This window comes from Nocardia sp. NPDC049935 (assembly GCF_055586645.1).
The window spans coordinates 150,440-171,941 of record NZ_JBVJHV010000011.1 but is presented as its reverse complement, the minus strand read 5'-3'; the positions used below and the strand labels follow the sequence as shown (position 1 = coordinate 171,941).

Here is a 21,502-nt window from a genome sequence, read left to right as displayed (position 1 = left end):
TCGTCCGGGTATTTCTTCGGTGCTGCCACGCGGGGCTCCTTCCCGGTCCTATCGGACCATGCTCAGAGCCCTCCAAGGAAGCGGGGGAACCTCACAACATGTGCTCCAACGCGACCAGCCCGCGCCGCACCTCCGAGCGGACCGGTTCGGCCGCGCTCATGCCGCAGCTCCGGCGGCCGGGAGCGGGAGCGGCTGATGGTGGCGGTAGTGATGGCGGACGGTGTCCACCGGTAGATCCGGACGGACCCCGAGCACCCGCTCCACGTCGTCCTGAGTCGCCTTACCGGTGCGCCAGATGTGCGCGGCCAGTTCGGCGATCGCGGACCAGGCGAATTCGATATCCGGCTCGAGGTGACGCAGGGGGCGCGGCGCCGGGCCCAGCGCTGCCCGGTCCTCCGGGGTCGCGCTGTTGACCGCCGCCCGCAGAACCTCCGCGCTCGGCTTGCTCCGGCGATCGACCCGGGCGCGGGCATAGATGCCCCAGTACGCAATCGCGGGATCGTCGGCCGCACCGTGGCGGGTAGAGGTGACCTGCCCACCGGCCGCCGACGCGGTGCACGCGGTGACGGTGCCACCGGCGAGCACGGCCGCGACCGCGTGCGCTGCCTCCTCTGCACACACGGCCAGACGGCCGCGCTCAGTGGCGATCAAATCATTCCATTTCACGATGTCTCCTCCTCGGTCCTGCGTTCGATGATGGGCCTCCCCCGTGCATCCCGGCCGGGCGGCGCGGGGTGGCCTGCCCGGTCCCGCCGGGAGCGGGGATCGGCGGGGCGGTAGGCGATCCCGATCACCTCGGTAATGCAGCGCTGGCACCGGTGTTCGTGGACGCTGCCGCGCCAGCGGGCAGGTTCGCCGCAGTCCTGGCACACACCTATTGCCGGCAAAGGCACGGAACCCGTGTTTTCGCTGTCAGTGGCCATATCCCGCCGCCTTCAACTCCGCACGGTGGCGACGGTCCATCGCCGTTACCTCCGCACGATGACGGGCCCGTACCGCATCGACCCGGCGGCGGTCGGCCGACACCGGCGGCGCGGTATCGGTGACCGCCGCACGGTCCAGTGCGGAGTCCAGACTCTTCGCCGCCCGGTCGATCTCGCGAAGATGGCGGACCAGGTGATCGGCGATCGGTTCGCCGTGGTGGGTCGCGCGACCCCGTAGCGCAGCGCTCAGCGGGCCGTCCAGCGCCCGGCACACCTCGGCTACCCCCTGCGGCCACGAACCGCTCACGGCGTCGGCGGCGGTCGGTTCGGGGAGCGCGGGAACCTCCGCCCCGATCATCCGGGCGATGGACGCTACGGCGTCGGCGACGCTGTTGGTCACGGTGTCGTCGTGGCCGGTCGCAGCGATCACCCGGCCGATCCGGCCGACCCACCGCGCCGGGGTCGAGTCGTAGGTGATCCGCGCGGCCGGACCGGCGAGCACCGCCACCACTTCCTCGGAGAGCGTGAACGATTCGGTGTAGGCCACCGGCAGACCCTTGCGGCGCCGGTCGCGCGCCGTGTCCTGGTCGTCGGCGGTCCGGTCGGCCGGGTGCACCGTGGCGAACGGGTGCAGCCGGTCGCGGCGGCCACCCGATACCGGGGTCGGTTCGGCGGGAGCGGTGTTACCACGGCGGTTCAATCCGAGCATGATGGTTTCTCCTCGTTTGTGCTGGTGGGCAGCGGATTACGGGAATCCGCGGCGCCTATTGGTTGACGTTGGTGGTTGATGTCACAGGGTCGATTCCGGGTCTCCGACCAGGTATTTCGCGGGCCAGCGGTCCGTCCAGACGTGTCCGCAGCGCGGGCAGAGGTATTCGGCGGTCACCTTTTTCGCGCCGGGGCGCCATGAGATGGCCGTCTCACAGGTGCTCGACTCGACGTAGGAACACCCCGCCATCAGGCACTCGACGCAATGGGATGGCAGGAAGTAGATCCCGAGGTCGGGCGGTTCGGTCGGCGCCGGGGCGACGGTGGTTGGCATCATGGTTTTCGGTCTCCCTGTTGTGTTCTCCGGCCCCGGACGGTTGCCGCCGCTCCGGGGCCGGGCGTCGTCTAGGTGAACTGCTCGGTGACGCGGTGCCGCTCGTTCTCGATCGCGGCCCTGTCCCGCCGCTCCCGCTCGGCGAACCGGCGTTCGGTGGCCGCCTCCCGTTCCCGCTGCGCCGGGTCGATACCGCGCAGCCGTGCGATTACCTCGGTGCGCTCCTCGGCGGTCGCTCCGGGGATCGGGATACGCCGCTGCCCGGTCACCGCGCAGCTCCATTCGGTTTCGGTCGTGTCATTACGCAGCTCTCCAATCGGGTGGGGTGTGTCCGGTCTGTGTGCTCCGTGTGCTCGCACAGGTGTGCGAATGGTTGTGTGCTCGGTGTTGCGCCGCCCCGGTTGGAACACCAGTCGGAACATGGCCGGTGTGTATGTCTGATGTTCCGTGTTCCAACTGACAAAACCGTCGAGATATGTTTCGTATTTATGCTGGTCAGATGGGGTGTCTCCAGTTGGAACACCAGTCGGAACATCGCCCCCAGTCGGAACATCGAATGTTCCGACTGGGGGCGCGCAAAACCGCAGGTCACGCCCAGTTGGAACATCAGAGCCCAGTTGGGACACGCCCAGACATGGTGCAGCGGTGCGCCCACTGTTCCGGCTGTGCCGTGCTGCGTTCACTGCTCCGCCCCTTGCTCGGGGTCGAACGCCAGGTCTGGCAGCGACCAGTGGTTGGTCGCCGGAAAACCCGCCTTGGTGTAGACGACGCCGATCTTCTTCGCCGCGCGCTTCAGGGTGTGTTCTTTGATTCCCGCTTCCCTGGCAGCGGCTTTCACCTCCTTGCCGGATACGGGTTCCTCCCTGCGGTGTCCCTCCTGGCCGGTCAGGTAGTCCGTCAGCCATTTCTCGGCTTCCTCGGCATCCGTCAGATCCTCGGAGTCCTCGTCTTCCGGCCCGTGGAATGCTTCGGCGATCAGATCCCGGGAGGACTTGCCAACGGGGCCGACGTATTCGAGCACCGGCACTGTGCCGTCGTCCTCGTCGCTCGCCTCGAACCGCTGAACGGGCACCTTGCGGAATCGCGTGGCCTCCGCCGTCCGGGCGATATTCGACTTCTCAGGCCCGACGATCATGCATGTGTCGTCATCCGGATCGGCCTGCGCGTACAGCGTCATACGCGCTTTCTTCCGCAGTTCGGCCGTAGCTCCGTACTTATCCCGCGCGTTGGCGGTCGCCACCCGGTTTGTGTGCGTCAGCAGCAGCACGGCCGCTCCGGTGGTGGTGGCGAGTTCCTTCCACGGGTGGAGCGCCTGCCGGGCCTGCTGCGGGTCACGGACGGACAACTTCGCGGGCACCGTATCCAGCCAGGCGTCCACAACGATCAGGGCGGGCGTAATGGGAGCCGAGCGGATCACATCGAGGTCGTCCGGGAACGTCGGCGATCCGCTGCCGTCCGGCTCGGTCGCGATCACATGCACCCGCGTCAGGTCGACATGCGCGACCTCCAAGCGCGGCAGGACGGTCGTAGACCAGTCGTCCTCGGTGATCACGATGAACGCGTCGGCCGGTTCGCGCGGAGGGATTCCGAACTCGGGGCAGGGCTTACCCGTGGTGACGTACCGCAGCAACCAAACCCATTGCAGCGACTTGCCGATACCTTCGTCGCCCACCAGCAGCGTGACCGCCGCCTTCGGGACATGCCCGGTGGCCAACCATTCGCGCTGCTGCGCGGCGTGCAGGTCCAGAGCCGACCACAGCCGGGGCCGTTCCGAGACGATGGCCGCCGCAGTCCGGTCCTTGCGCATCTTCTCCGCCTCGGCCATCGCCTTCGCCGCTGCGGCCGTCTTCTCCCGCTGCCGCTGCATCTCCTCCCGGTCCGTGCGCTCCCGGTCCTGATAGGCCCGTGCCTCATTGGTCAACCCCCGGTCGGCGTACCACTGGTCGACCTGCGCCCAGGTGACCCTCTGGCTGGTAACGGCGGTGAACGAGGCCCCTTTCACCAATTCGTCATCGCGCCCGAACTCCCGGATGAAGTCGAAATTCAGGTGTTCCTTGGAAGTCGCGGCATCCACGCCCACGAGTTTCGCCACCATCGGCCACGGGATAGGCGGATGGATATCCGCCGTGTCGACCACTTCGCCCGGATCGAACGCGAGACCCGGAGTCCCGCCGGTGCCGTCGGTAGACTCACTGGTGAGTGACTCCGACTCATCGGTGCGGCGGCCCCTACTCTCCTCGGTTTCGGTGGGGCCGCCGTTCTGCGTCTGCGTCATCTGCGCGTCTGTGTCCTTCCACGAATTCGATGTGTTGCGGTCCATCTCTCGTGGTGGTTGTAGAAGGACTCAGGCGGCCGAATCGGGTTCGAGCATCCGCAGCAGGTCCGCGCTCTTGATACGCATCCGCCGGGGCCCGAGTTCGATCGCGGGCAGGCGGCCGGACCGGGCCATTACGTACGCGCTCGACTTGCCGATGCCCAGCAATTCGGCGGCGCGAGTGACGGAAACCGTTGCAGTGGTGCGAAGTTCGGCGAGCGGGTCGGTGTTCGTGGTTGTCATGCTTCCATCGTGGCCGATTGAGTGATGGTTTTCCAGATGTTCCGCTATCGTTAGTCAGTATGGAGACCGATAGCCGAGTGAAACCGATCAAGGGCGACGTCGACCACGCGCACATCCGCCGCGTATCCGGCACCCCGCACACCGATGACGGACTGATCGAAATCCCGTTGGTGGAGCACCGGAACCGCTATCACGTTCGCGTCGACCTGAGCGGCCCCGCGCCGCGCCTGGCCGAGCTGCGCATCGTCGCCGACGAGACCGGCGATATCGACCCGGCCGCGATCAAGGCCGTACCCGTGCGCCGCCTCACCGGCGCGGCGGCGTGGTTCATCACCCACGGTGACGGCGCGTTCGTCACCGTGACCGAACTGCACGAACCCGCGCGGCTCACACGCCCCGAACGCTCTGCGTCGCGACATTTGGACGATGACCACTACCGGCGAGTGGCATCCAAACTCATGGCGGCGCGACGGGCCGGAGCACCGCCCCGTCAAACCGTCGCCGAACAAATGGGCGGTGCCGATCCCGTCCCGCTGGCCACGCTGGATCGTTGGATCTCGGAGGCCAAACGACGCGGCCACCTCCGCCGGGACTGGCGCACCAGTACCGAGCTGGACTGAGCAGTGAACGCCATGCCCTCCTCTGCCCGCGCTCCGCCGCCGACATCATCTTGATCGGTCCCGACCGCTCGACATCATCTTGATAGATCCACCCACATACCCGCAGCTCAGCAACACCATGAACACCACGAGAGGACACACCCACATGAGCACGAGAGACCCCGGGGCACAGGCGAAGAAGACGCGCCGGGCCGAACCGATCGACACCCGCACCGCGAAGAACGGAAGCGTGTCCTACACGTTCCAGCTCGACGTCGGGACCAAACCGGACGGGTCCCGCGACCGGCAGAGGTTCACCTACAGCACCAAGACGGAGGCGCGGCGCGAGTACCGCCGGATCAGCGCGGAGGTCGCCGAAGGCCGCTATATCCGGCTCACGACGCTCACCGTGGCCGAAGCGTGCGATCAGTGGCTTGCCGGGCGGCGCGGTATCCGCCGGGTGAGCGTGAACAACTACACCAAGCACCTGTTGCCCGCGCGGCGGTTCATGGGCGGCAAGAAACTGGCGCAGCTCACCAAGGCCGACGGAGACGCGCTCGTGGAATGGATGCTGACGCAGGGCCGTGTGGACCAGCGGCGCGCGACCCGGCCGGACTCCCTGTCCTCCCGGATCGCGGATTTCATCGCGCGGCATCCGGACGGCGTGACGGTCCGTGCGATCGCAGCGGAGTTCCCCGGCAAGGACGTCCACACCCCGATCTCGGCCCTGGTCCGCGCCGGACGGATCACCCGGACCGGCCGCGCGGTGTACACCGCGTGCGAACTGGCCACGGTGACCGCCGGGGTGAAGCCGGTCTCGGTCCGCTCCACCTTGACCGCGCTCAACGGGATGGTGCAGTCCTACGTGGACCAGGGTGCACTCCCCCGCAACGTGATCGCGCTCGTGGAACGGCCCGGTGATGAGATTCCGGAGGATGACGACGCGGCGGAGGCGGCGAAGTCCTGGACCGTGGCAGAGGTCCAGGACTTCCGCCGGGCGGCGGCAGCGCACCGCCTTCACGCGTGCTGGTTGATGTCCACCTACGGAATGCGCCGCTCGGAAGTGCTGGGTATGCGGTGGAACCGGTTCGATGATGATGCGTTGCGGGTCCGCCGGGGCCGGGTGGCCATCGGGTCGGAGACCGAGGAGAACTTGCCGAAGTCCCGCCGCAGCCGCCGCAGCCTGCCGCCGCCCGCCGATCTGGCCGAAGCACTGCGCGCCTTGAAGGCGGCGCAGAAACGGGAGGCCCTGGCACTCGGCGTGCCGTGGTCCGACGATCGGCTCATCGCGGTACGCGAGGACGGTACGCCGTTGCGCCCGGAGTGGTATTCCGATGAGTTCCAGCGGATCAGCAAACGCGCCGGACTCCGGCGCATCCAGTTGAAGGGGCTGCGCAACACCTCCGTGAGCCTCATGCTCACGCTCGGTATCCCGGTCCATATCGTCGCGGCCTGGCACGGCCACGACCCGGCGGTGTCTCTGTCTATCTACAGCGATGCGCAGCCCGAGGATTTGAAAGCGGCGGGGGCCGCTCTCTTCGGGTGATCTGAAAGGGGTGCTCCCCGCGCGTTGGCACACTGTTGGCACAGTGGCCCGGCCGGACCGTCGCGCGGAGAGCTGAAAATGCCCTCTGACCTGGAGCCGCCTAGGAGAATCGAACTCCTGACCTTTTCATTACGAGTGAAGCGCTCTACCGACTGAGCTAAGGCGGCGTGCCGTTCGGCCACGCGAGTCTATCGCCTCGGGGTCGGTTACGCGAAAACAGCTGGTCAGGACGATTGGGCGATGAGGGTGGCGGCCATCGCGGCGAGGGCGAAACGGGGCTTGACGTTGAGGTCGAGAGCTTCGCGGCAGGCCAGGATGGCGTCGATGGAGCGGAGCAGGCCCTCGGGGCGGGCACGGGCGGCGAGGTCACGGGCACGATCGGCCATATCGGGGTGGGTCATGGTGAGGCCGGTGGAGTCGCCGAAACAAATGGCCAGGGCGTCGCGGTAGAGGCCGGCGATATCGAGGAGGGCGCGGTCCAGGGCGTCGCGGCCGGTGCGGGTGGCGCGGGATTTCTGGCGGCGTTCGAGTTCTTTCAGCACACCCGCCGACCCCCGGGTGGCGGAGGCGGCGCCTTTACCGGTCCCGCCGGCGCCCAGGGCGGTGGCGAGTTCGTCGCGTTCGCGTTCGTCGCGTTCGGCGCTGAGCTGTTTGGCCTCGTCGTCGGCGGCTTTGACCAGTTCGTCGGCGGCGAGGTAGGCGTTGCCGCGAACGACCGCCGATACCAGGTCCAGGGCGAGGCGGCGGCTGGTCCGGGCCTCCTCGTCGGTGGCGAGGCGGCGGGCGCGGCCGACGTGGCCGCCGCTCACCGACGCCGCCCATTCGGCGGTTTCGGGATCCAGGCCGTCGTGTTCGCGAAGGACGCGGGCGATGGCGGGAGCCGACGGGGTCACCAGGTGGACGTGGCGGCAGCGGGAACGGAGGGTTACCGAGATGTCCTCCGGGTCCACCGACGGTGCGCACAGCAGGAACACCGTGCGCCCGGGCGGCTCCTCGACCGCCTTGAGCAGGGCGTTTCCGGCGCCCTCGGTGAGGCGGTCGGCGTCCTCGATGATCACCACCTGCCAATGGCCGGTGCTGGGACGGCGGGCGGCGATCTGCACGATGCCGCGCATCTCCTTGACCGAGATGCTCAGGCCTTCGGGGATCACGCGGCGGACATCGCCATGGGTTCCGGCCATGGTCGTGGTGCACGGGTGGCATCGGCCGCAGCCGGGTTCGCCCGGATCGGTGCACTGCAGGGCGGCGGCGAAGCACAGCGCGGCCACCGAACGGCCGGAACCGGGTGGACCGGTGAACAACCACGAATGCGTCATCGCGCCCTCGGCGGCCCCGGAACGCGCGGCGACGGCGGCGGCGATCAGATCGGCCGTCACCGCCTCCTGGCCCACGAGACGATCGAAGACTCCCACGACCGACACCCTAATCGAGGTGCGCCGCGGAACCGCCGTCGACGCCGACCGCCGGACGGCCGAGTGTGGCCGCGGAATGGTTTCGCACGGGCCCGCCCTATCCGGCGCGCTGCGCGGTCGTATTGGCACCGTCGAGTTCTTCGCGAATGATGTCCGCGTGCCCGCTGTGGTGGGCGATCTCGCGCAGGATGTGCAGGATCAGGAAACGCGCCGACCACCACACCCGGCCCGGGACCCAAGGGTTCTTGGGGGTGGGGATGGATGCGTCGAGATCGTCAACGGCCCGGACGAGTTCCGCGGTGTTCGCGCTGATCCGCTCCCATTCCGCGAGTAGTCCCGCGACGGTTTCCTCCGGAGCGATGATGTATTCGCCGGCGTAGTCCTCGAGCTTCTGCTCGGCGTTCTCGTCACGTTCGACCAGCACGGTGGTCCACTCGCGTTCACACCGGACCAGATGGTGCAGCAGCCCGCCGAGGGTGAGCTCGCTGGCGGTGGTCCTGGTACGCGCCTGATCTTCGTCGATACCGCGCAGGGTGATCCGGAACATTTCCCGCTGCTCGTCGAGCAACTGGATCAGATCCTCACGTTCCCGGCTGCGGGTCATCGGCGCTCCTTCGGTATCGGACGGTATCGCGCGTGACACTACGGCGAGGGTCCGACAGGCGCCGTTGATCAGTCGCCGTTCTCGGCCGAACCGTTCGCGGACTGTTTCGCCGGAGCCTTCTTCGCGGCCGCTTTCTTGGCCGGGGCCTTCTTCGTGGCGGCCTTCGCGGTCGTCTTCTTCGCCGCCGTGGTGGTCTTCTTGGCGGTGGCCTTCTTCGCCGCGGCCTTCTTGGCGGGCGCCTTCTTGGCCGCCTTCTTCGCGGTCTTCTTCACCGGCCCCCGAGCGCGCCGGTCGGCCAGCAGCTCCGAAGCGCGCTCATCGGTGATCGACTCCACCTCGTCGCCCTTGCGCAGGCTGGCGTTGGTCTCACCGTCGGTGACATAAGGCCCGAACCGGCCGTCCTTGATCACCATCGGTTTCCCGGTGGCGGAATCGTTGCCCAGTTCGCGGAGCGGCGCAGCAGCCGCGGCCTGTCTACCTCTGCGTTTGGGTTCGGCATAGAGTTTGAGCGCCTCGTCCAGGGTCACCGTGAAGATCTGATCCTCGGTGGCCAGCGAACGCGAATCGGTGCCCTTCTTCAGATACGGGCCGTAGCGGCCGTTCTGGGCGGTGATCTCCTCGCCCGACGCCGGATCCGTGCCGACCACGCGCGGCAGGGCCAGCAGCTTCAGGGCGTCCTCGAGGGTCACCGTCGCCGGGTCCATGGATTTCAGCAGCGAACCCGTGCGCGGTTTGGGACCGTTCTTCTTGGCGGTTTTCTTGGCCGCCTGATCTTCCTCCGGTTCCGGCAGGATCTCGGTGACGTAGGGGCCGAAACGGCCTTCCTTGGCGACGATCTCGTGGCCGGTCTCCGGGTCGACGCCGAGCTTGCGGCCCTCCTGCGGAGTGGCGAACAGCTTCTCCGCGATCTCCGGGGTCAGCTCGTCGGGGGGCAGATCGTCGGGGAGGTTCGCGCGCTGCGAGGTCGGTTCGGCATCGGGATTGTCGGGGTCGGTGACCATCCGCTCCAGGTACGGTCCGTACCGGCCGACCCGCACCACCACATCGCGGCCCGCGTCGTCGTTGAAGAGTTTGATCGAATTGATCACCCGGGCGTCGATATCGTCGAGCCGCTCCCCGACCATCTTCTTCAGCCCGCCCGAACGCGCGACCGAACCCTCGGCCCCGTCGTCACCGCCGAAGTAGAAGCTGGACAACCAGTTGCCGCGCTGGGCGCGCCCGCCCGCGATGGCGTCCAGATCGTCTTCCATCGCGGCGGTGAAATCGAAATCGACCAGCCGTCCGAAGTACTGCTCCAGCAGCCCGGTCACCGAGAACGCGACCCACGACGGCACCAGCGCGCTACCGCGCTTGTAGATATAGCCGCGATCGAGGATCGTCTTGATGATCGACGAATACGTGGACGGCCGGCCGATCCCCAGCTCCTCGAGCGTTTTGATCAGCGAGGCCTCGGTATATCGGGCGGGCGGATTGGTGCTGTGCCCATCGGGGTTCAGCTCGACCGCGGTAACGCCCTCGCCCTCGTCGAGCTGCGGCAGCCGGGTCTCCGCGTCGTCGGACTGGCCGCCGGCCTCCTCGTCGACGCTCTCCACATACGCCTTCAGGAAGCCCGGGAAGGTGATGGTGCGTCCGGAGGCGGAGAACACGCACTGCTCGCCGGTACCGGCGGTGCCGGTGATGCGCAGGGTCAGGGTGGTGCCCTTGGCATCGGCCATCTGCGAGGCCACGGTCCGCTGCCAGATCAGCTCGTAGAGCCGGAATTCGTCCTGGTCCAGGCGGGCGTGCAGCTGACCCGGGGTGGCGAAGGTATCGCCCGCGGGGCGGATCGCCTCGTGTGCTTCCTGGGCGTTCTTGACCTTCCGCGTGTACTGGCGGGCGGTCGGATGCACGTACTCGGCGCCGTAGAGCTGGGTGGCCTGGGCGCGCGCGGCGTTGATCGCCGACTCCGACAGCGTGGTCGAGTCGGTACGCATATAGGTGATGTAGCCGTTCTCGTACAGCCGCTGCGCGGTGCGCATGGTGCGTTCGGAGGTGAAACGCAACTTGCGGCCGGCCTCCTGCTGCAGCGTCGAGGTCATGAACGGGGCATACGGCTTACGGGTGTAGGGCTTGGACTCCGCCGAGGTGACCACGAGGTCGGCGCCGTGCAGGGCCTCGGCCAGCCGCCGGGCCCGGGCTTCGTCGAGGACCAGCGCCCGCGAATCGGCTTTCAGCTGTCCGTTCGACCCGAAATCACGGCCGGTGGCCACCCGGGATCCGTCCACATCGACCAGACGCGCGGAGAAGGTGCGTGGGTTGGCGGAATCGGTTTCCCCGCCGGCATCCAGTTTCGCCGCGATATCCCAGTACTCCGCCGAACGGAACGCCATCCGCTCACGTTCGCGCTGCACGACGACCCGGGTCGCCACCGACTGCACCCGGCCCGCCGACAATCGCGGCATGACCTTCTTCCACAGCACCGGGCTGACCTCGTAGCCGTAGAGGCGGTCCAGGATGCGGCGGGTCTCCTGCGCGTCGACCAGGTCGTTGTCGAGATCGCGGGTATCGGCGGCAGCCGCCCGGATCGCCGGTTCGGTGATCTCGTGGAACACCATCCGCCGGACCGGGACCTTCGGCTTGAGGGTCTCCAGGAGATGCCAGGCGATGGCCTCACCCTCGCGGTCGGGGTCGGTGGCGAGATACAACTCGTCGGCGTCGGCCAGCAGACCCTTGAGCTCGGTGACCTTGCCCTTCTTGTCCGGGCTCACGACGTAGATGGGTTCGAAGTCGTTGTTCACGTCGACCCCGAGCCGCGCCCAGTCCTGCCCCTTGTACTTGGCGGGCACATCGGCGGCGCCGCGCGGCAGGTCCCGGATATGCCCCACCGATGCCTCGACCGTATAGTTCCGCCCCAGGTAGGGGGCTATTTTTCGGGCCTTCGTGGGGGACTCGACGATCACGAGACGACGCACGGGACGGCCCGCCTCGGCTGCGCTTCGGTCTCGTGTTGCCACCGGTGAATCCCTTCCCTTCCTCGACCCGCTGAACGCTGCTGGGGGCGCAGGACGCGGCTGGATGAACAGATGGTGACGTCGTACATCACCACCAGACACGTTTATACCTTGACGCTGCGCGTGGTCGAGCGGTTGCGACCATCGGGCGATGGCGCGTCGATGCCGTTCAGTATGCAACGCCGGAGGGCGGCAGAGCACGCACGGTGGGTGGGAAACCCGCCCGATATAGCGATGACCGGTACGGGCGGGGGGCAATCCGGCACCGCGTCGCGCGTGGCGGCGAGGCGCAAAGCCGGACCGAACGCGGAGGTACGCATAGAGCGCACGGCCGGAGCGAAGGCGGAGGTACGCATACTCCTACATATAGTTCGTCCCTCGCTCCCGTTACGGGAGGCGAGGGACGTACTGGGAGATAGACCCGCTCAGCTGAGCGCGCGCACTCCGGTGGCCTGCGGGCCCTTGGTGCCCTGGCCAACCTCGAACTCGACTTTCTGATTTTCCTCGAGGGTGCGGAAGCCCGAACCCTGGATCTCCGAATAGTGGACGAAGACGTCCGCAGAGCCGTCCTCGGGCGCGATGAAGCCGAAGCCCTTCTCCGCGTTGAACCACTTCACAGTTCCCTGTGCCATTCTGTTCCTTCTCTTTTCTTACTCGGAACGGCGGACAACTGGGTTTCGTCCACCGGGCCTGTTCCGATCGGCGGTACTCTGGACTCCCGTGGGGGCCAACGTAAGCCGTTCGCAACATCGATCCTGCCAGGGTTTGGACTTTGCATCCGCCCCTCGAACACAGAAGCTTGCGACCGAGACCCAGTGAACCATGTCTCTGGGAAATTCAACAGCGGAGTTACCGACAATTTGCAAAAAAAATGATCTCGTGAATGCGGGGGTCAGGGAATCTCCCACAAAATCTGAACCTCCGGTATGTTTGCCCCCTGATAACCAGCCTCCAGGACGAGTACCCAGCTGTGACCCAGATCGCCATTCGGTATCGAAGTCGCAGGTAGCAAGGCCCGGACGGCGATGTTTCACACTGTTCGACGGTCCGGAAGGCACATCGGAATGACGCGGGAGATCCCGGCGAATACGAGTTATGGGCGATCGTTGCTGAATCGTGTCCTACTGGGCAGTTCGGACTCCGATTCGCGACTGACGCATATCGCCGAGATACCTGCCCGAAAAGCCGTTACCGGGGATTGGCCCGAATGGGCGCCGCCCGCGGTCATCGATGCGCTGCGGGCCGAAGGCATCGCGGAACCGTGGAGCCACCAGTCCGAAACCGCGGAACTGGCCTTCAACGGGCAGCATGTCGTCGTCGCGACCGGGACCGCGTCCGGAAAGTCCCTCGGCTATCAGCTCCCGGTGCTCACCGCGCTGCACGACGACCCCCGCGCCACCGCCTTGTACCTGGCCCCCACCAAAGCGCTGGGAGCCGATCAGCTCCGGGCCGTCGGCGCGCTGACCAGGCACGATCCGCTCCGGAAGATCGCGGTCGCCACCTACGACGGCGATACGCCCACCGAGATCCGGCAATGGGTGCGATCCGAGGCGCGGTGGCTGTTCACCAATCCGGACATGCTGCATCTGAGCCTGCTGCGGTCGCATCGCCGATGGGCTCGGCTGCTGCGCAGGTTGCGCTATGTGGTCGTCGACGAATGCCACGCGTACCGGGGAGTTTTCGGATCTCATGTGGCCCTGGTGCTGCGGCGGCTGCGGCGCCTGGCCGAGTACTACGGTGCGGATCCGGTGTTCGTGCTGTGCTCGGCCACGGCGGCGGACCCCGCGGCCGCGGCGTCGCGGTTGACCGGTACGGACTGCGTGGCGGTCACCGGTGACGGATCCCCGCGTGGGTCGCGCACGGTGGCCTTCTGGGAGCCGCCGCTGCTCACCGCGATGACCGGAGAGAACGGCGCACCGGTCCGGTTGGGCGCCACCACCGAGGCCGCCCGGATCACCGCCGACCTGGTGACGGAAGGTGCCCGCACCTTGACTTTCGCCAGGTCACGGCGGGCCGCGGAGTTGATAGCGATCCACACCCGGCAACGGCTCGCGGAGGTCGATCCCGACCTGCCGGACCGGGTGGCCGCCTACCGCGGTGGCTACCTTCCCGAGGATCGGCGGGCGCTGGAAGCCGGGATATCGGATGGTTCGATTCTGGCCGCGGCCACCACCAACGCCTTGGAGCTGGGGGTCGATATCGCCGGTCTGGACGCCGTGGTGCTCGCCGGATTTCCCGGCACGGTCGCATCCTTCCGGCAGCAGGTCGGCCGGGCCGGACGCCGGACACAGGGCGCGCTGGCCCTGCTGGTCGCCCGGGACGACCCGCTCGACACCTACCTCGTCCACCATCCGGAGGCGCTGCTGGACCGCCCGGTGGAGGCCACCATCATCGATCCTTCGAACCCCTACGTCCTCGGACCGCAGCTGCTCTGCGCGGCGATGGAATTGCCGATCTCCGATCTCGAGGCGGAGCAGTTCGGCGCCCGCCGGGTACTTACCGAACTCGCAGGTCAGGGCCAGGTCCGGCGACGGGAAACCGACGGCGGGCACCGCTGGTTCTTCACCGCCGCCGAACCGCCCCACGATTCGGTGGACGTCCGCGGCGGGATCGGCACCCAGGTGGCGATCGTGGTCGCCGAAACGGGCCGGCTGCTCGGCACCACCGACGCCGGCCGGGCCCCGGCCACCCTGCACCAGGGTGCCGTTCACCTGCACCAGGGCGAAAGCTACGTGGTCGAGGTGCTGGATCTGGAATCGGGCGTGGCGCTGGTCCACGCGGAGAGCCCGGGCTGGACGACCAGCGCGCGCCAGGTCACCTCTCTCACCGTCGAGTCCGTGCGCGAAAGTGCGGTATCCGGCCGGGTCATGGCCGCATTGGCCGAGGTCACGGTACGAAGCCAGGTGGTGGGGTATCTGCGCACGCTGGTCACCGGCGAGGTCCTGGATCTCGTCGAACTCGACCTGCCCCCGCAGACCCTGCCCACCGCTGCCGTTCTCTACACGGTGACCCCGGAACTGCTGGAGCGCGCCGGTATCGACCCGGCCGGCGTCCCGGGCGCGCTGCACGCCGCCGAGCATGCGGCGATCGGCCTGTTGCCCCTGGTCGCGACGTGTGACCGGTGGGATATCGGCGGTGTGTCCACCGATCGTCATCCCGATACCGGCCTGCCCACCGTGTTCGTCTACGACGGCCAGGCCGGGGGCGCCGGTTTCGCCGAACGCGGCTACGCGCTGCTGGACCGCTGGCTGAGCGCCACCCTCGCCGCGATCGAGTCCTGCGCCTGCCGCACCGGATGCCCCTCCTGCGTGCAGTCGCCCAAGTGCGGAAACGGCAACGATCCTCTCGATAAGGCGGGAGCCATCAGGTTGTTGACGGCGGTTCTCTCCGAGCTCGCCGACACTCGACCCCTTCACCTTGCGGATCGAAGAGAAACCACTGGTCAGGCGGCTTTCTCCAGCACCCGGCCGGCGGACGAGACGACTCCTGGACGGATGATTTAAAAGGAAGTTGATCATATTAACCGGACGATTGCCCCAAAACCGCCCGGTAGCTTTTATCCGCGCCCCCCGGACAATTCCCGTGACCCTCCGGAAAATGGGTAACGGGAGATTAATTGCCGCCACTAAGTGATATCGGTATTCGGCGTTAACAAAATTCATCGAACTCCGATTACCGCCCCTTCTTCCACCGGCCCGGCCCGAGCGATCGCTCGTATACTCCGCTCTCCGAACGGACCCACCGGTACTTTTTGTTCGGCCGCTATCGAGACGTCCCAACCGGTTACCTCACATCGCTCGACCCGGACATTCATCCGATGTCCCAGCGATTCCGCGGCAGCGCATCCCGCATCCGCTCCGGAGCGCAATTCACCCGCGGCGGCCAGCGCCGCGAGGTCGGCGGCCGCCTGCACACGATGCCGGGCCACGACCACCGCGCCGACCTGCACCACGAGCACTGTCAGCACGATGAGCGCCGCCAGCCCACAGCACGCCGTGACGGTCGCCGAACCCGTTTCTCCCGTCCGGCGACCGAACAACGGTCCACCGCGAATCCGCGGTCCGCTCCCGGCCCTCACCCGAGCACCCCCGCGCCGGGTTCGAGTGCCGCGACCGCCTCGGCGCGCAACTCGAGCACCGGCAGCAACGGGGTGTCCGAGGTGACGACCGCCACCACCCGCTCCCCCTCGTAGCGCAGCGAGATGACCGCACCGGCCGGCGCCACCCGCCGCGCGGCGGGTTCCGCTCCCGCGCGATCCCCGCGCGCCGCGAGGCGGGCCGCCTCGCGGGCCGCGTCGACACACCGCACCTGAGTAACAGCCGCGAACACCGCGCCCACGCACAGCACGACGGCCACGGCGAGCGCGCCCAGCGCGATCGCCGCCTCGACGGTGACGGCTCCGTCGTCCGCACGCAGCGCCGCGGCCCGCCCGGCGGCCCGGCTCGCCGGAAGGCACCCCGCTGCCTTATCGGCTCCGGGTCCGTGGGCCCCGCCGGTCCCGGCCACGCACCCGGCGGGGTCCGGTGCCGTCAGACGCTCGTATTCAGCGCCTTGTCGATGATGCCGGTCAGCGCATCGGGAATGCTTTCGCCGGTCACCACCGTGTACAGCACCGCCCCGAAGGCGGCCGCGGCGATGGTCCCGATGGCGTATTCGACCGTGCTCATGCCGTCGTCCGCCACGATCAGCCGAAGCACCCGGGTGTTCGCCTCCCGCCGCAACGATCCGATCCCCCGCGGCACCCGCCGAGCGGTTTTCGCTCTCCGCACCTGTCTCCCCTTTCATTCCCGCCCGTACGGCCGATCCGTACGCGCATGTCTCCCCGGACACTTCCCACGCGGGCCTCACCGCAGCACCCCGCCCAGGACCCCGCCGGCCAGGCCGATGATCACCGGGACGATGCCCAGGCAGATGAAGGCCGGGAGGAAACATAAGCCGAGCGGTCCGCCGATGAGCACGCCGGCGCGTTCGGCCCGGGCGGTCGCCGCCTCTTCCACCCGGGCCCGCCGTTCGCCGGCCAGCTCGCCGACCGCGGCCGCCAGGGACGAGCCGGATCGCGCCGATCTACGGGCCAGACGGGCCAGCGAGACGAAGTCGGAATCCACGGCGGTTTCCGGATCGGCGGAACTCCACACGGTGGCCGGATCGGCGCCCATTGCCAGCAGATCGGCGACCCGGCGCAACGGTGGGCCCAGCGCGACGGGCGCGGTGGGGACCACGGCCCGGACCGCGTCGGCAGTCGGCAGTCCGGCCCGCAGACACGCGGCCAAGAGATCGAAGAGGGTCGCGATCGCCACCGGATCCGACTTCTCGGGGCGTTTCCTCACCTCCGCGCGGCCCACCCACCGGCCGGCCCGGAGGCGGAGCAGGACCGGTGCCCGGGGTGGGAGAAGCAGAATCGCCACCGCGAGTGTGGAATACGCCCAGATCGTACCGCTCATCTCGGCACCACCCGGCGGGTGATCTCATCGGCCCACAGCAGGCCGGCGCAGGCCAGACCGGTCCCGAGCGGGAGCAGATAGGTGCCGGCCGAGGAGAACAACAGAACCCGGAGGGGGTCCGCGCCCATCATCTGTCCCAGCCCGATACCGAGTACAGGCAGTACTGCCAGGATCGCGGCGGTGGCCCGGGCGCCCGCGAGCGCGGCATCGGTGCGACCGCGGAAGGCGATCCGGGCCGCGAGGTCGGCGCGAGTGGCCGCGAGCAGTTCGGCCAGTGCCAGGCCGTAACGTTCGGCGACCCGCCAGGCGTCGGCGACGCGGCCGAGTTCGGGCCCGATGACCGAATCCGGGCGTAGCAGACCCCCGGCACCGGAACCGCCCAATCTGCTGCGGGCCGCGCCGACCGCGAGCGCCTGCGCCGCGACGCCCGTGGTTTCCCGTGCGGCGGCCGCCGCCGCGGCAGCGGGATGGGCTCCGATACGCAACTCCGCGATCACGGCCTCCAACCCGTCCAGCAGATGTCCGCACTCCGCGCGGTGCAGACGGGCCGCACGGGCCCGGCGGGCCCGCACGATGACGGTTGCCCCGACCAGCAGCGCCGCCATGAGGCTTCCACTGCCGAGACCGAATGCCGCCACGCAGCCGAGGCAGGCGGCGGCGCGCACGGCCGGGCGAAGAGGAAGCCGCCGAATGGCCGGACCGGCGAAGATCGTCGTGAACCGCCGCCTGCCCGCCGCGGTGGGCAGGACGAGGAGCGCGGCGCCGGCCAAGACGAGGGCGAGCGCCGGCCCACTGGATTGCGCGGTGCTCATCGTCCCGGCCGTTCCTCGATCAGAGCTTCCAGCCGGGACGCCGCGGGGACCTCGCCCGCCGGTCGCCATGCGGGCAGTATCTCCACGAGGTCATCCGTATTCCGGTGGACCACACCGATTTCGCGGAGCTGCCGGGTCCCGTCTCCCAGTCGCCGCACATGCAGTACGACCTGTACCGCGGCCGCCAGCTGGCTGTGCAGCGCGGCGCGATCCAGGCCGCCCAATCCGGCGAGCGCCTCGAGCCGGGCGGGCACCTCACGTGGCGAGTTGGCGTGGACCGTGCCCGCGCCACCGTCGTGACCGGTGTTGAGGGCGGTCAGCAGGTCGACCACCTCCGCGCCGCGAACCTCCCCGACGACGATGCGGTCCGGGCGCATTCGCAAGGCCTGGCGCACCAGGTCGCGTAGCGTGATCTCGCCCGCCCCTTCGATATTGGCGGGACGCGCCACCAGCCTGACCACATGCGGATGCGGCGGAGCCAGTTCGGCGGCGTCCTCGACGCAGATGATGCGTTCGCGGCGATCGACTTCGGCGAGCAGTGCCGACAACAGGGTAGTTTTCCCGGCCCCGGTGCCGCCGACCACCAGGAAGGCCAGCCGGGCCCGGATGATCCGCCGCAGCAGGATTTTCGCGTCGTCCGGGATCGTGCCCGCGCGGGCCAGCGCGTCCAGACCCTGCGTTGCGGGGCGCAGCACCCGCAACGATAGGCAGGTACCGCCCCGCGCGATCGGTACGAGCACCGCGTGCAGCCGCACACCGAAATGCTCGCCCAGCACCAACTCCCGACCGGACAGCTGCCCGTCGACCCAGGGTTGCGCGTCGTCGATCCGGCGGCCGGCCGATAGGGCGAGGCGTTGCGCGAGACGCCGGACCGCGGCCTCGTCGGGAAAGGTGATCGCAGTCCGTTCGACTCCGCGCCCCCGATCCACCCAGACCTCGTCCGGAGCGGTGACCAGGACATCGGCCACCAGTGGATCCTGGAGCAGGGGTTCGAGGACCCCGGCGCCGGTGAGTTCGGTCTGCAGCATGCGCAGCGTACGCAGTAGATCGGTATCGCCCAGCATCCCGCCGGCTTCGGCCCGGATGGCCGCGGCGACCCGGGACGGATCCGGTTCTGCGGATTCACCCGCCAATCTCTCCCGCACCCGATCCAGCAGTTCGGCCGAGACCACCGCGGGGTTCTGCGGGCCGGTCATCCGGCTTTCCGTTCGCCCGGCGGGCTCAGCACGGCGAGCACCGCGTCGCAGGCCTCGCGCAGCGGACCACGTCGCAGCCGTAACCCGCCGCGCTCCAGCCGCGCCGCCAACCCGGGCTGGGCCCGGACCGCGGCCAGCAGCGGTAGGTCCAGAACCTCCGCGATCTCGTGACCGCGCAGGTTCCCGGGCGCGGGGCCGCGCACGATCAGGCCCTGGTTCGGATTACGCGACGCGATCCATCGCGCGACCGACTCGGCCGCCGCGACCGCGCGCAAGCGGGCCGGTACGACGAGCACCACCAGATCGGCGGCGTCGAGGATGCGATCGATATGCGGGCCACGCTCGCTGGAGATATCGCAGACGACGAGATCCCCGGCGCGACGGGCGGCTTCGACCACCGCGTGCGCCGCGGCCGCCCCGATATCGCCGGTCCGGCCGGTTCCCCGGCCGCACGACAACACCGACAATCCGGATGCCGCGCCGGGTAGCGCGTCGTGTAGTTCGGCGGCGGCGACCCGGCCGTCGTCGACGGTCAGATCCGGCCAGCGCAATCCGGGCAGACCTTCGATTCCGAGCAGCAGATCGAGCCCGCCACCGTGTGGCACACCGTCGACCAGAACCGTATTCGGACGGAAGCCGGTGCTCGCCGAACGCAGGGCGGTGGCCGCCGCCAGGGTGGAGGCGCCGGCCCCGCCACCGCAGCCCGCCAGAGCGACGACGACCCCGCCCTCGGCCTGCTGACCGGCGTACTCGGCGAATTTCTCGATGAGCTCCTCGGCGGCTCCGGGTAGCGCGACCACGCGCTCCGCGCCGATCACCGCGGCCGCCTGCCAATCGGCCAGACCGGGTGCGCCGTCGGTGACGGTGACCACTCCGTCGCGCCGGGGCGGGCCGGTGGCGGCGCATTGCGCCGCCGCTTCGGTATCGAGCACGATGAGCGGCGCGACCGCCCAGGCGTGCCGGCCGGCCGGCGGCTCGAATTCGTCCAGGCGGCGCCCGGCCGCGGCCGCCACGCGACGCACCTCCTCGCGGAGCCGGCCGTCCCGGATGAGCGCCAGCACGGCGGGAGCGCCGGAATGGGCGGTGGTGGATTCGTTGTCCATACGGCCAGCGTGGTCGAGAACCGGGGTCGGAAATGTGCCGTGCGGGCGATTGTGGACAACTCGCGGGTTGTGGAGAAACGCGGTGCGGAACCGAGGGCCGAAGGACCACTCGGGCACTGTCCGGAAACCAGGCGACCCGGAAATAGAGGACGGCCCCAGCCGGGGGGGGAGGAGGCTGGGGCCGTCGGGGTTCAGCCCCGGGGGGTCGGGCTGAACGCGCCTGGAACATGTCCAGGTGACAGCAATACTACACCCAACCGAGGACGGGAACGCAAGCCTCGAGTCAAAGAAGTTCCACAGGTCACGTACACCCGATCCGGACAGCCGAAACCACAGGTCAGCCACCCCCGGACCGGAGCAGGGTGACGACACGCCGCACGGAAATGCCTATCCTGTAGCGGTGACTGGCCCCGGCACGACGACACCGCTCACCGGCGATCGGCACCGCGAGAACGGCCGCATCGCCGCGTTCTTCGATCTGGACAAGACAGTGATAGCCAGATCGAGCACATTCGTGTTCAGCAGAACGTTCTTCGATCAGGGCCTGATCAGCCGGCGCACCGTTCTGGAGAGCAGCTACGCGCATTTCATGTTCCTGCTCTCGGGCGCCGACCACGATCAGATGGAACGGATGCGAGCCCATCTCACCGCCATGTGCGCCGGCTGGGATGTCGCCCAGGTCCAGGCGATCGTCGCCGAGACCCTGCACGAACTCGTCGATCCGCTGATCTACGCCGAAGCGGTCGACCTGATCGCCGATCATCGCATCCGCGGCCACGATGTGGTCATCGTCTCCGCCTCCGGTGAGGAGGTGGTGGCCCCGATCGCCGAGGCGCTGGGCGCCACCCATACCGCCGCGACCCGCATGGAGGTCGTGGACGGGAAATACACCGGTCAGGTCGAGTTCTACTGCTACGGCGAGGGCAAGGTCACGGCGATCGAGAAGCTCGCGGCCGCAGAGGGTTACGACCTCCCGCGCAGCTACGCGTATTCCGATTCGGTCACCGATCTGCCGATGCTCACCGCGGTGGGCCACCCGACCGCGGTGAACCCCGACCGCGCCCTGCGCCGGGAGGCCGCGGCCCGCGGCTGGCCGGTTCTGAGCTTCTCCAACCCGGTCTCGCTGTGGTCACGCTTCCCGGCGCCGTCGAAAACGGTGGCCGCCGGTATCGCGGTCGGATTGAGCGCGCTGGCCGCGGGCATGGTGAGCTACCGCCTCCTGCGCCGCCGCTGAACACCCCGACGACCTGGCCTTATAGCATATGACTCCGGAGAGT

21 protein-coding genes and 1 tRNA gene are annotated in these 21,502 nt (G+C 68.7%); 4 read left to right on the top strand and 18 right to left on the bottom strand.

Annotation, left to right across the window (positions count from 1 at the left end):
* Positions 1-156 precede the first annotated feature (156 nt).
* From ACZ6SF_RS31835 to ACZ6SF_RS31810, 6 genes are all read right to left on the bottom strand, one after another.
* Positions 157-666 (bottom strand): hypothetical protein, encoded by a 510-nt coding sequence (locus tag ACZ6SF_RS31835; protein ID WP_466067246.1) that lies wholly within the window; start codon positions 664-666, stop codon positions 157-159.
* Positions 667-912: 246 nt separating this feature from the next.
* Positions 913-1,632, bottom strand: coding sequence for a hypothetical protein (locus tag ACZ6SF_RS31830; RefSeq protein ID WP_466067244.1), 720 nt, complete (start codon positions 1,630-1,632; stop codon positions 913-915).
* An 81-nt stretch (positions 1,633-1,713) separates the two neighbouring features.
* Complete coding sequence (locus ACZ6SF_RS31825) at positions 1,714-1,968, bottom strand: hypothetical protein (protein WP_466067241.1); 255 nt, start codon at positions 1,966-1,968, stop codon at positions 1,714-1,716.
* Between the two features lie 68 nt (positions 1,969-2,036).
* Positions 2,037-2,234: a hypothetical protein gene (locus tag ACZ6SF_RS31820; protein ID WP_466067239.1), complete on the bottom strand. Its 198-nt coding sequence runs from the start codon at positions 2,232-2,234 to the stop codon at positions 2,037-2,039.
* A gap of 410 nt (positions 2,235-2,644) precedes the next feature.
* Positions 2,645-4,240: an AAA family ATPase gene (locus ACZ6SF_RS31815; RefSeq protein WP_466067237.1), complete on the bottom strand. Its 1,596-nt coding sequence runs from the start codon at positions 4,238-4,240 to the stop codon at positions 2,645-2,647.
* A 69-nt stretch (positions 4,241-4,309) separates the two neighbouring features.
* Positions 4,310-4,522 carry a helix-turn-helix domain-containing protein gene (locus tag ACZ6SF_RS31810; RefSeq protein ID WP_466067236.1) on the bottom strand — a complete coding sequence of 71 codons (213 nt, stop codon included), beginning with the start codon at positions 4,520-4,522 and terminating at the stop codon, positions 4,310-4,312.
* A 59-nt stretch (positions 4,523-4,581) separates the two neighbouring features.
* Between ACZ6SF_RS31810 and ACZ6SF_RS31805 the strand changes: the two genes are divergently transcribed.
* Together ACZ6SF_RS31805 and ACZ6SF_RS31800 are read left to right on the top strand one after the other, a co-directional pair.
* Positions 4,582-5,142, top strand: coding sequence for a hypothetical protein (locus tag ACZ6SF_RS31805; protein ID WP_466067234.1), 561 nt, complete (start codon positions 4,582-4,584; stop codon positions 5,140-5,142).
* A 145-nt stretch (positions 5,143-5,287) separates the two neighbouring features.
* Positions 5,288-6,667 (top strand): tyrosine-type recombinase/integrase, encoded by a 1,380-nt coding sequence (locus tag ACZ6SF_RS31800; protein ID WP_466067233.1) that lies wholly within the window; start codon positions 5,288-5,290, stop codon positions 6,665-6,667.
* 91 nt (positions 6,668-6,758) lie between these two features.
* Here the strand turns inward: ACZ6SF_RS31800 and ACZ6SF_RS31795 are convergent.
* From ACZ6SF_RS31795 to ACZ6SF_RS31775, 5 genes are all read right to left on the bottom strand, one after another.
* A tRNA-Thr gene (locus tag ACZ6SF_RS31795) sits at positions 6,759-6,834 on the bottom strand.
* A 57-nt stretch (positions 6,835-6,891) separates the two neighbouring features.
* Positions 6,892-8,079 carry a DNA polymerase III subunit delta' gene (locus tag ACZ6SF_RS31790; RefSeq protein ID WP_466067232.1) on the bottom strand — a complete coding sequence of 396 codons (1,188 nt, stop codon included), beginning with the start codon at positions 8,077-8,079 and terminating at the stop codon, positions 6,892-6,894.
* Between the two features lie 97 nt (positions 8,080-8,176).
* A complete protein-coding gene (locus ACZ6SF_RS31785) occupies positions 8,177-8,683 on the bottom strand; it encodes a mycothiol transferase (RefSeq protein ID WP_466067230.1) in 507 nt (168 codons plus the stop codon).
* A 68-nt stretch (positions 8,684-8,751) separates the two neighbouring features.
* Positions 8,752-11,622 (bottom strand): type I DNA topoisomerase, encoded by a 2,871-nt coding sequence (gene topA / locus ACZ6SF_RS31780; protein WP_466067267.1) that lies wholly within the window; start codon positions 11,620-11,622, stop codon positions 8,752-8,754.
* Positions 11,623-12,098: 476 nt separating this feature from the next.
* Complete coding sequence (locus ACZ6SF_RS31775; RefSeq protein WP_011206895.1) at positions 12,099-12,305, bottom strand: cold-shock protein; 207 nt, start codon at positions 12,303-12,305, stop codon at positions 12,099-12,101.
* Between the two features lie 432 nt (positions 12,306-12,737).
* On the opposite strand from ACZ6SF_RS31775, the gene ACZ6SF_RS31770 reads away from it, so the two are divergent.
* The gene (locus ACZ6SF_RS31770; protein WP_466067228.1) at positions 12,738-15,176 is read left to right on the top strand and encodes a DEAD/DEAH box helicase; all 2,439 of its coding nucleotides are present in this window, start codon (positions 12,738-12,740) and stop codon (positions 15,174-15,176) included.
* 155 nt (positions 15,177-15,331) lie between these two features.
* Here ACZ6SF_RS31770 and ACZ6SF_RS31765 read toward each other — a convergent pair whose 3' ends face one another.
* From ACZ6SF_RS31765 to ssd, 7 genes are all read right to left on the bottom strand, one after another.
* Positions 15,332-15,751 (bottom strand): Rv3654c family TadE-like protein, encoded by a 420-nt coding sequence (locus ACZ6SF_RS31765; protein WP_466067227.1) that lies wholly within the window; start codon positions 15,749-15,751, stop codon positions 15,332-15,334.
* Positions 15,748-16,089 (bottom strand): TadE family type IV pilus minor pilin, encoded by a 342-nt coding sequence (locus tag ACZ6SF_RS31760; protein WP_466067266.1) that lies wholly within the window; start codon positions 16,087-16,089, stop codon positions 15,748-15,750. The genes ACZ6SF_RS31765 and ACZ6SF_RS31760 overlap by 4 nt, the downstream gene beginning before the upstream one ends.
* A 113-nt stretch (positions 16,090-16,202) precedes the next feature.
* Positions 16,203-16,403, bottom strand: coding sequence for a DUF4244 domain-containing protein (locus tag ACZ6SF_RS31755; protein ID WP_466067264.1), 201 nt, complete (start codon positions 16,401-16,403; stop codon positions 16,203-16,205).
* Positions 16,404-16,517: 114 nt separating this feature from the next.
* Positions 16,518-17,114 carry a type II secretion system F family protein gene (locus tag ACZ6SF_RS31750; RefSeq protein WP_466067225.1) on the bottom strand — a complete coding sequence of 199 codons (597 nt, stop codon included), beginning with the start codon at positions 17,112-17,114 and terminating at the stop codon, positions 16,518-16,520.
* On the bottom strand, positions 17,111-17,926 hold the full coding sequence (locus ACZ6SF_RS31745) for a type II secretion system F family protein (RefSeq protein WP_466067224.1): 816 nt from the start codon (positions 17,924-17,926) through the stop codon (positions 17,111-17,113). The genes ACZ6SF_RS31750 and ACZ6SF_RS31745 overlap by 4 nt, the downstream gene beginning before the upstream one ends.
* Positions 17,923-19,122, bottom strand: a complete 1,200-nt coding sequence (locus ACZ6SF_RS31740; RefSeq protein ID WP_466067223.1) for a TadA family conjugal transfer-associated ATPase — start codon at positions 19,120-19,122, stop codon at positions 17,923-17,925. The genes ACZ6SF_RS31745 and ACZ6SF_RS31740 overlap by 4 nt, the downstream gene beginning before the upstream one ends.
* Entirely contained in the window at positions 19,119-20,225 is a 1,107-nt protein-coding gene (ssd, locus tag ACZ6SF_RS31735; protein WP_466067221.1) for a septum site-determining protein Ssd, read from the bottom strand. The genes ACZ6SF_RS31740 and ssd overlap by 4 nt, the downstream gene beginning before the upstream one ends.
* Before the next feature lie 400 nt (positions 20,226-20,625).
* Between ssd and ACZ6SF_RS31730 the strand changes: the two genes are divergently transcribed.
* Positions 20,626-21,459, top strand: coding sequence for an HAD-IB family hydrolase (locus ACZ6SF_RS31730; protein ID WP_466067219.1), 834 nt, complete (start codon positions 20,626-20,628; stop codon positions 21,457-21,459).
* Positions 21,460-21,502 lie beyond the last annotated feature (43 nt).

Coding starts and splice junctions, on each gene's coding strand:
- ACZ6SF_RS31830 (WP_466067244.1), bottom strand. CDS start 1,632: ATGCTCGGATTGAACCGCCGTGGTAACACCGCTCCCGCCGAACCGACC.
- ACZ6SF_RS31825 (WP_466067241.1), bottom strand. CDS start 1,968: ATGATGCCAACCACCGTCGCCCCGGCGCCGACCGAACCGCCCGACCTC.
- ACZ6SF_RS31815 (WP_466067237.1), bottom strand. CDS start 4,240: ATGACGCAGACGCAGAACGGCGGCCCCACCGAAACCGAGGAGAGTAGG.
- ACZ6SF_RS31810 (WP_466067236.1), bottom strand. CDS start 4,522: ATGACAACCACGAACACCGACCCGCTCGCCGAACTTCGCACCACTGCA.
- ACZ6SF_RS31805 (WP_466067234.1), top strand. CDS start 4,582: ATGGAGACCGATAGCCGAGTGAAACCGATCAAGGGCGACGTCGACCAC.
- ACZ6SF_RS31800 (WP_466067233.1), top strand. CDS start 5,288: ATGAGCACGAGAGACCCCGGGGCACAGGCGAAGAAGACGCGCCGGGCC.
- ACZ6SF_RS31785 (WP_466067230.1), bottom strand. CDS start 8,683: ATGACCCGCAGCCGGGAACGTGAGGATCTGATCCAGTTGCTCGACGAG.
- ACZ6SF_RS31775 (WP_011206895.1), bottom strand. CDS start 12,305: ATGGCACAGGGAACTGTGAAGTGGTTCAACGCGGAGAAGGGCTTCGGC.
- ACZ6SF_RS31770 (WP_466067228.1), top strand. CDS start 12,738: ATGACGCGGGAGATCCCGGCGAATACGAGTTATGGGCGATCGTTGCTG.
- ACZ6SF_RS31750 (WP_466067225.1), bottom strand. CDS start 17,114: ATGAGCGGTACGATCTGGGCGTATTCCACACTCGCGGTGGCGATTCTG.
- ACZ6SF_RS31745 (WP_466067224.1), bottom strand. CDS start 17,926: ATGAGCACCGCGCAATCCAGTGGGCCGGCGCTCGCCCTCGTCTTGGCC.
- ACZ6SF_RS31740 (WP_466067223.1), bottom strand. CDS start 19,122: ATGACCGGCCCGCAGAACCCCGCGGTGGTCTCGGCCGAACTGCTGGAT.
- ssd (WP_466067221.1), bottom strand. CDS start 20,225: ATGGACAACGAATCCACCACCGCCCATTCCGGCGCTCCCGCCGTGCTG.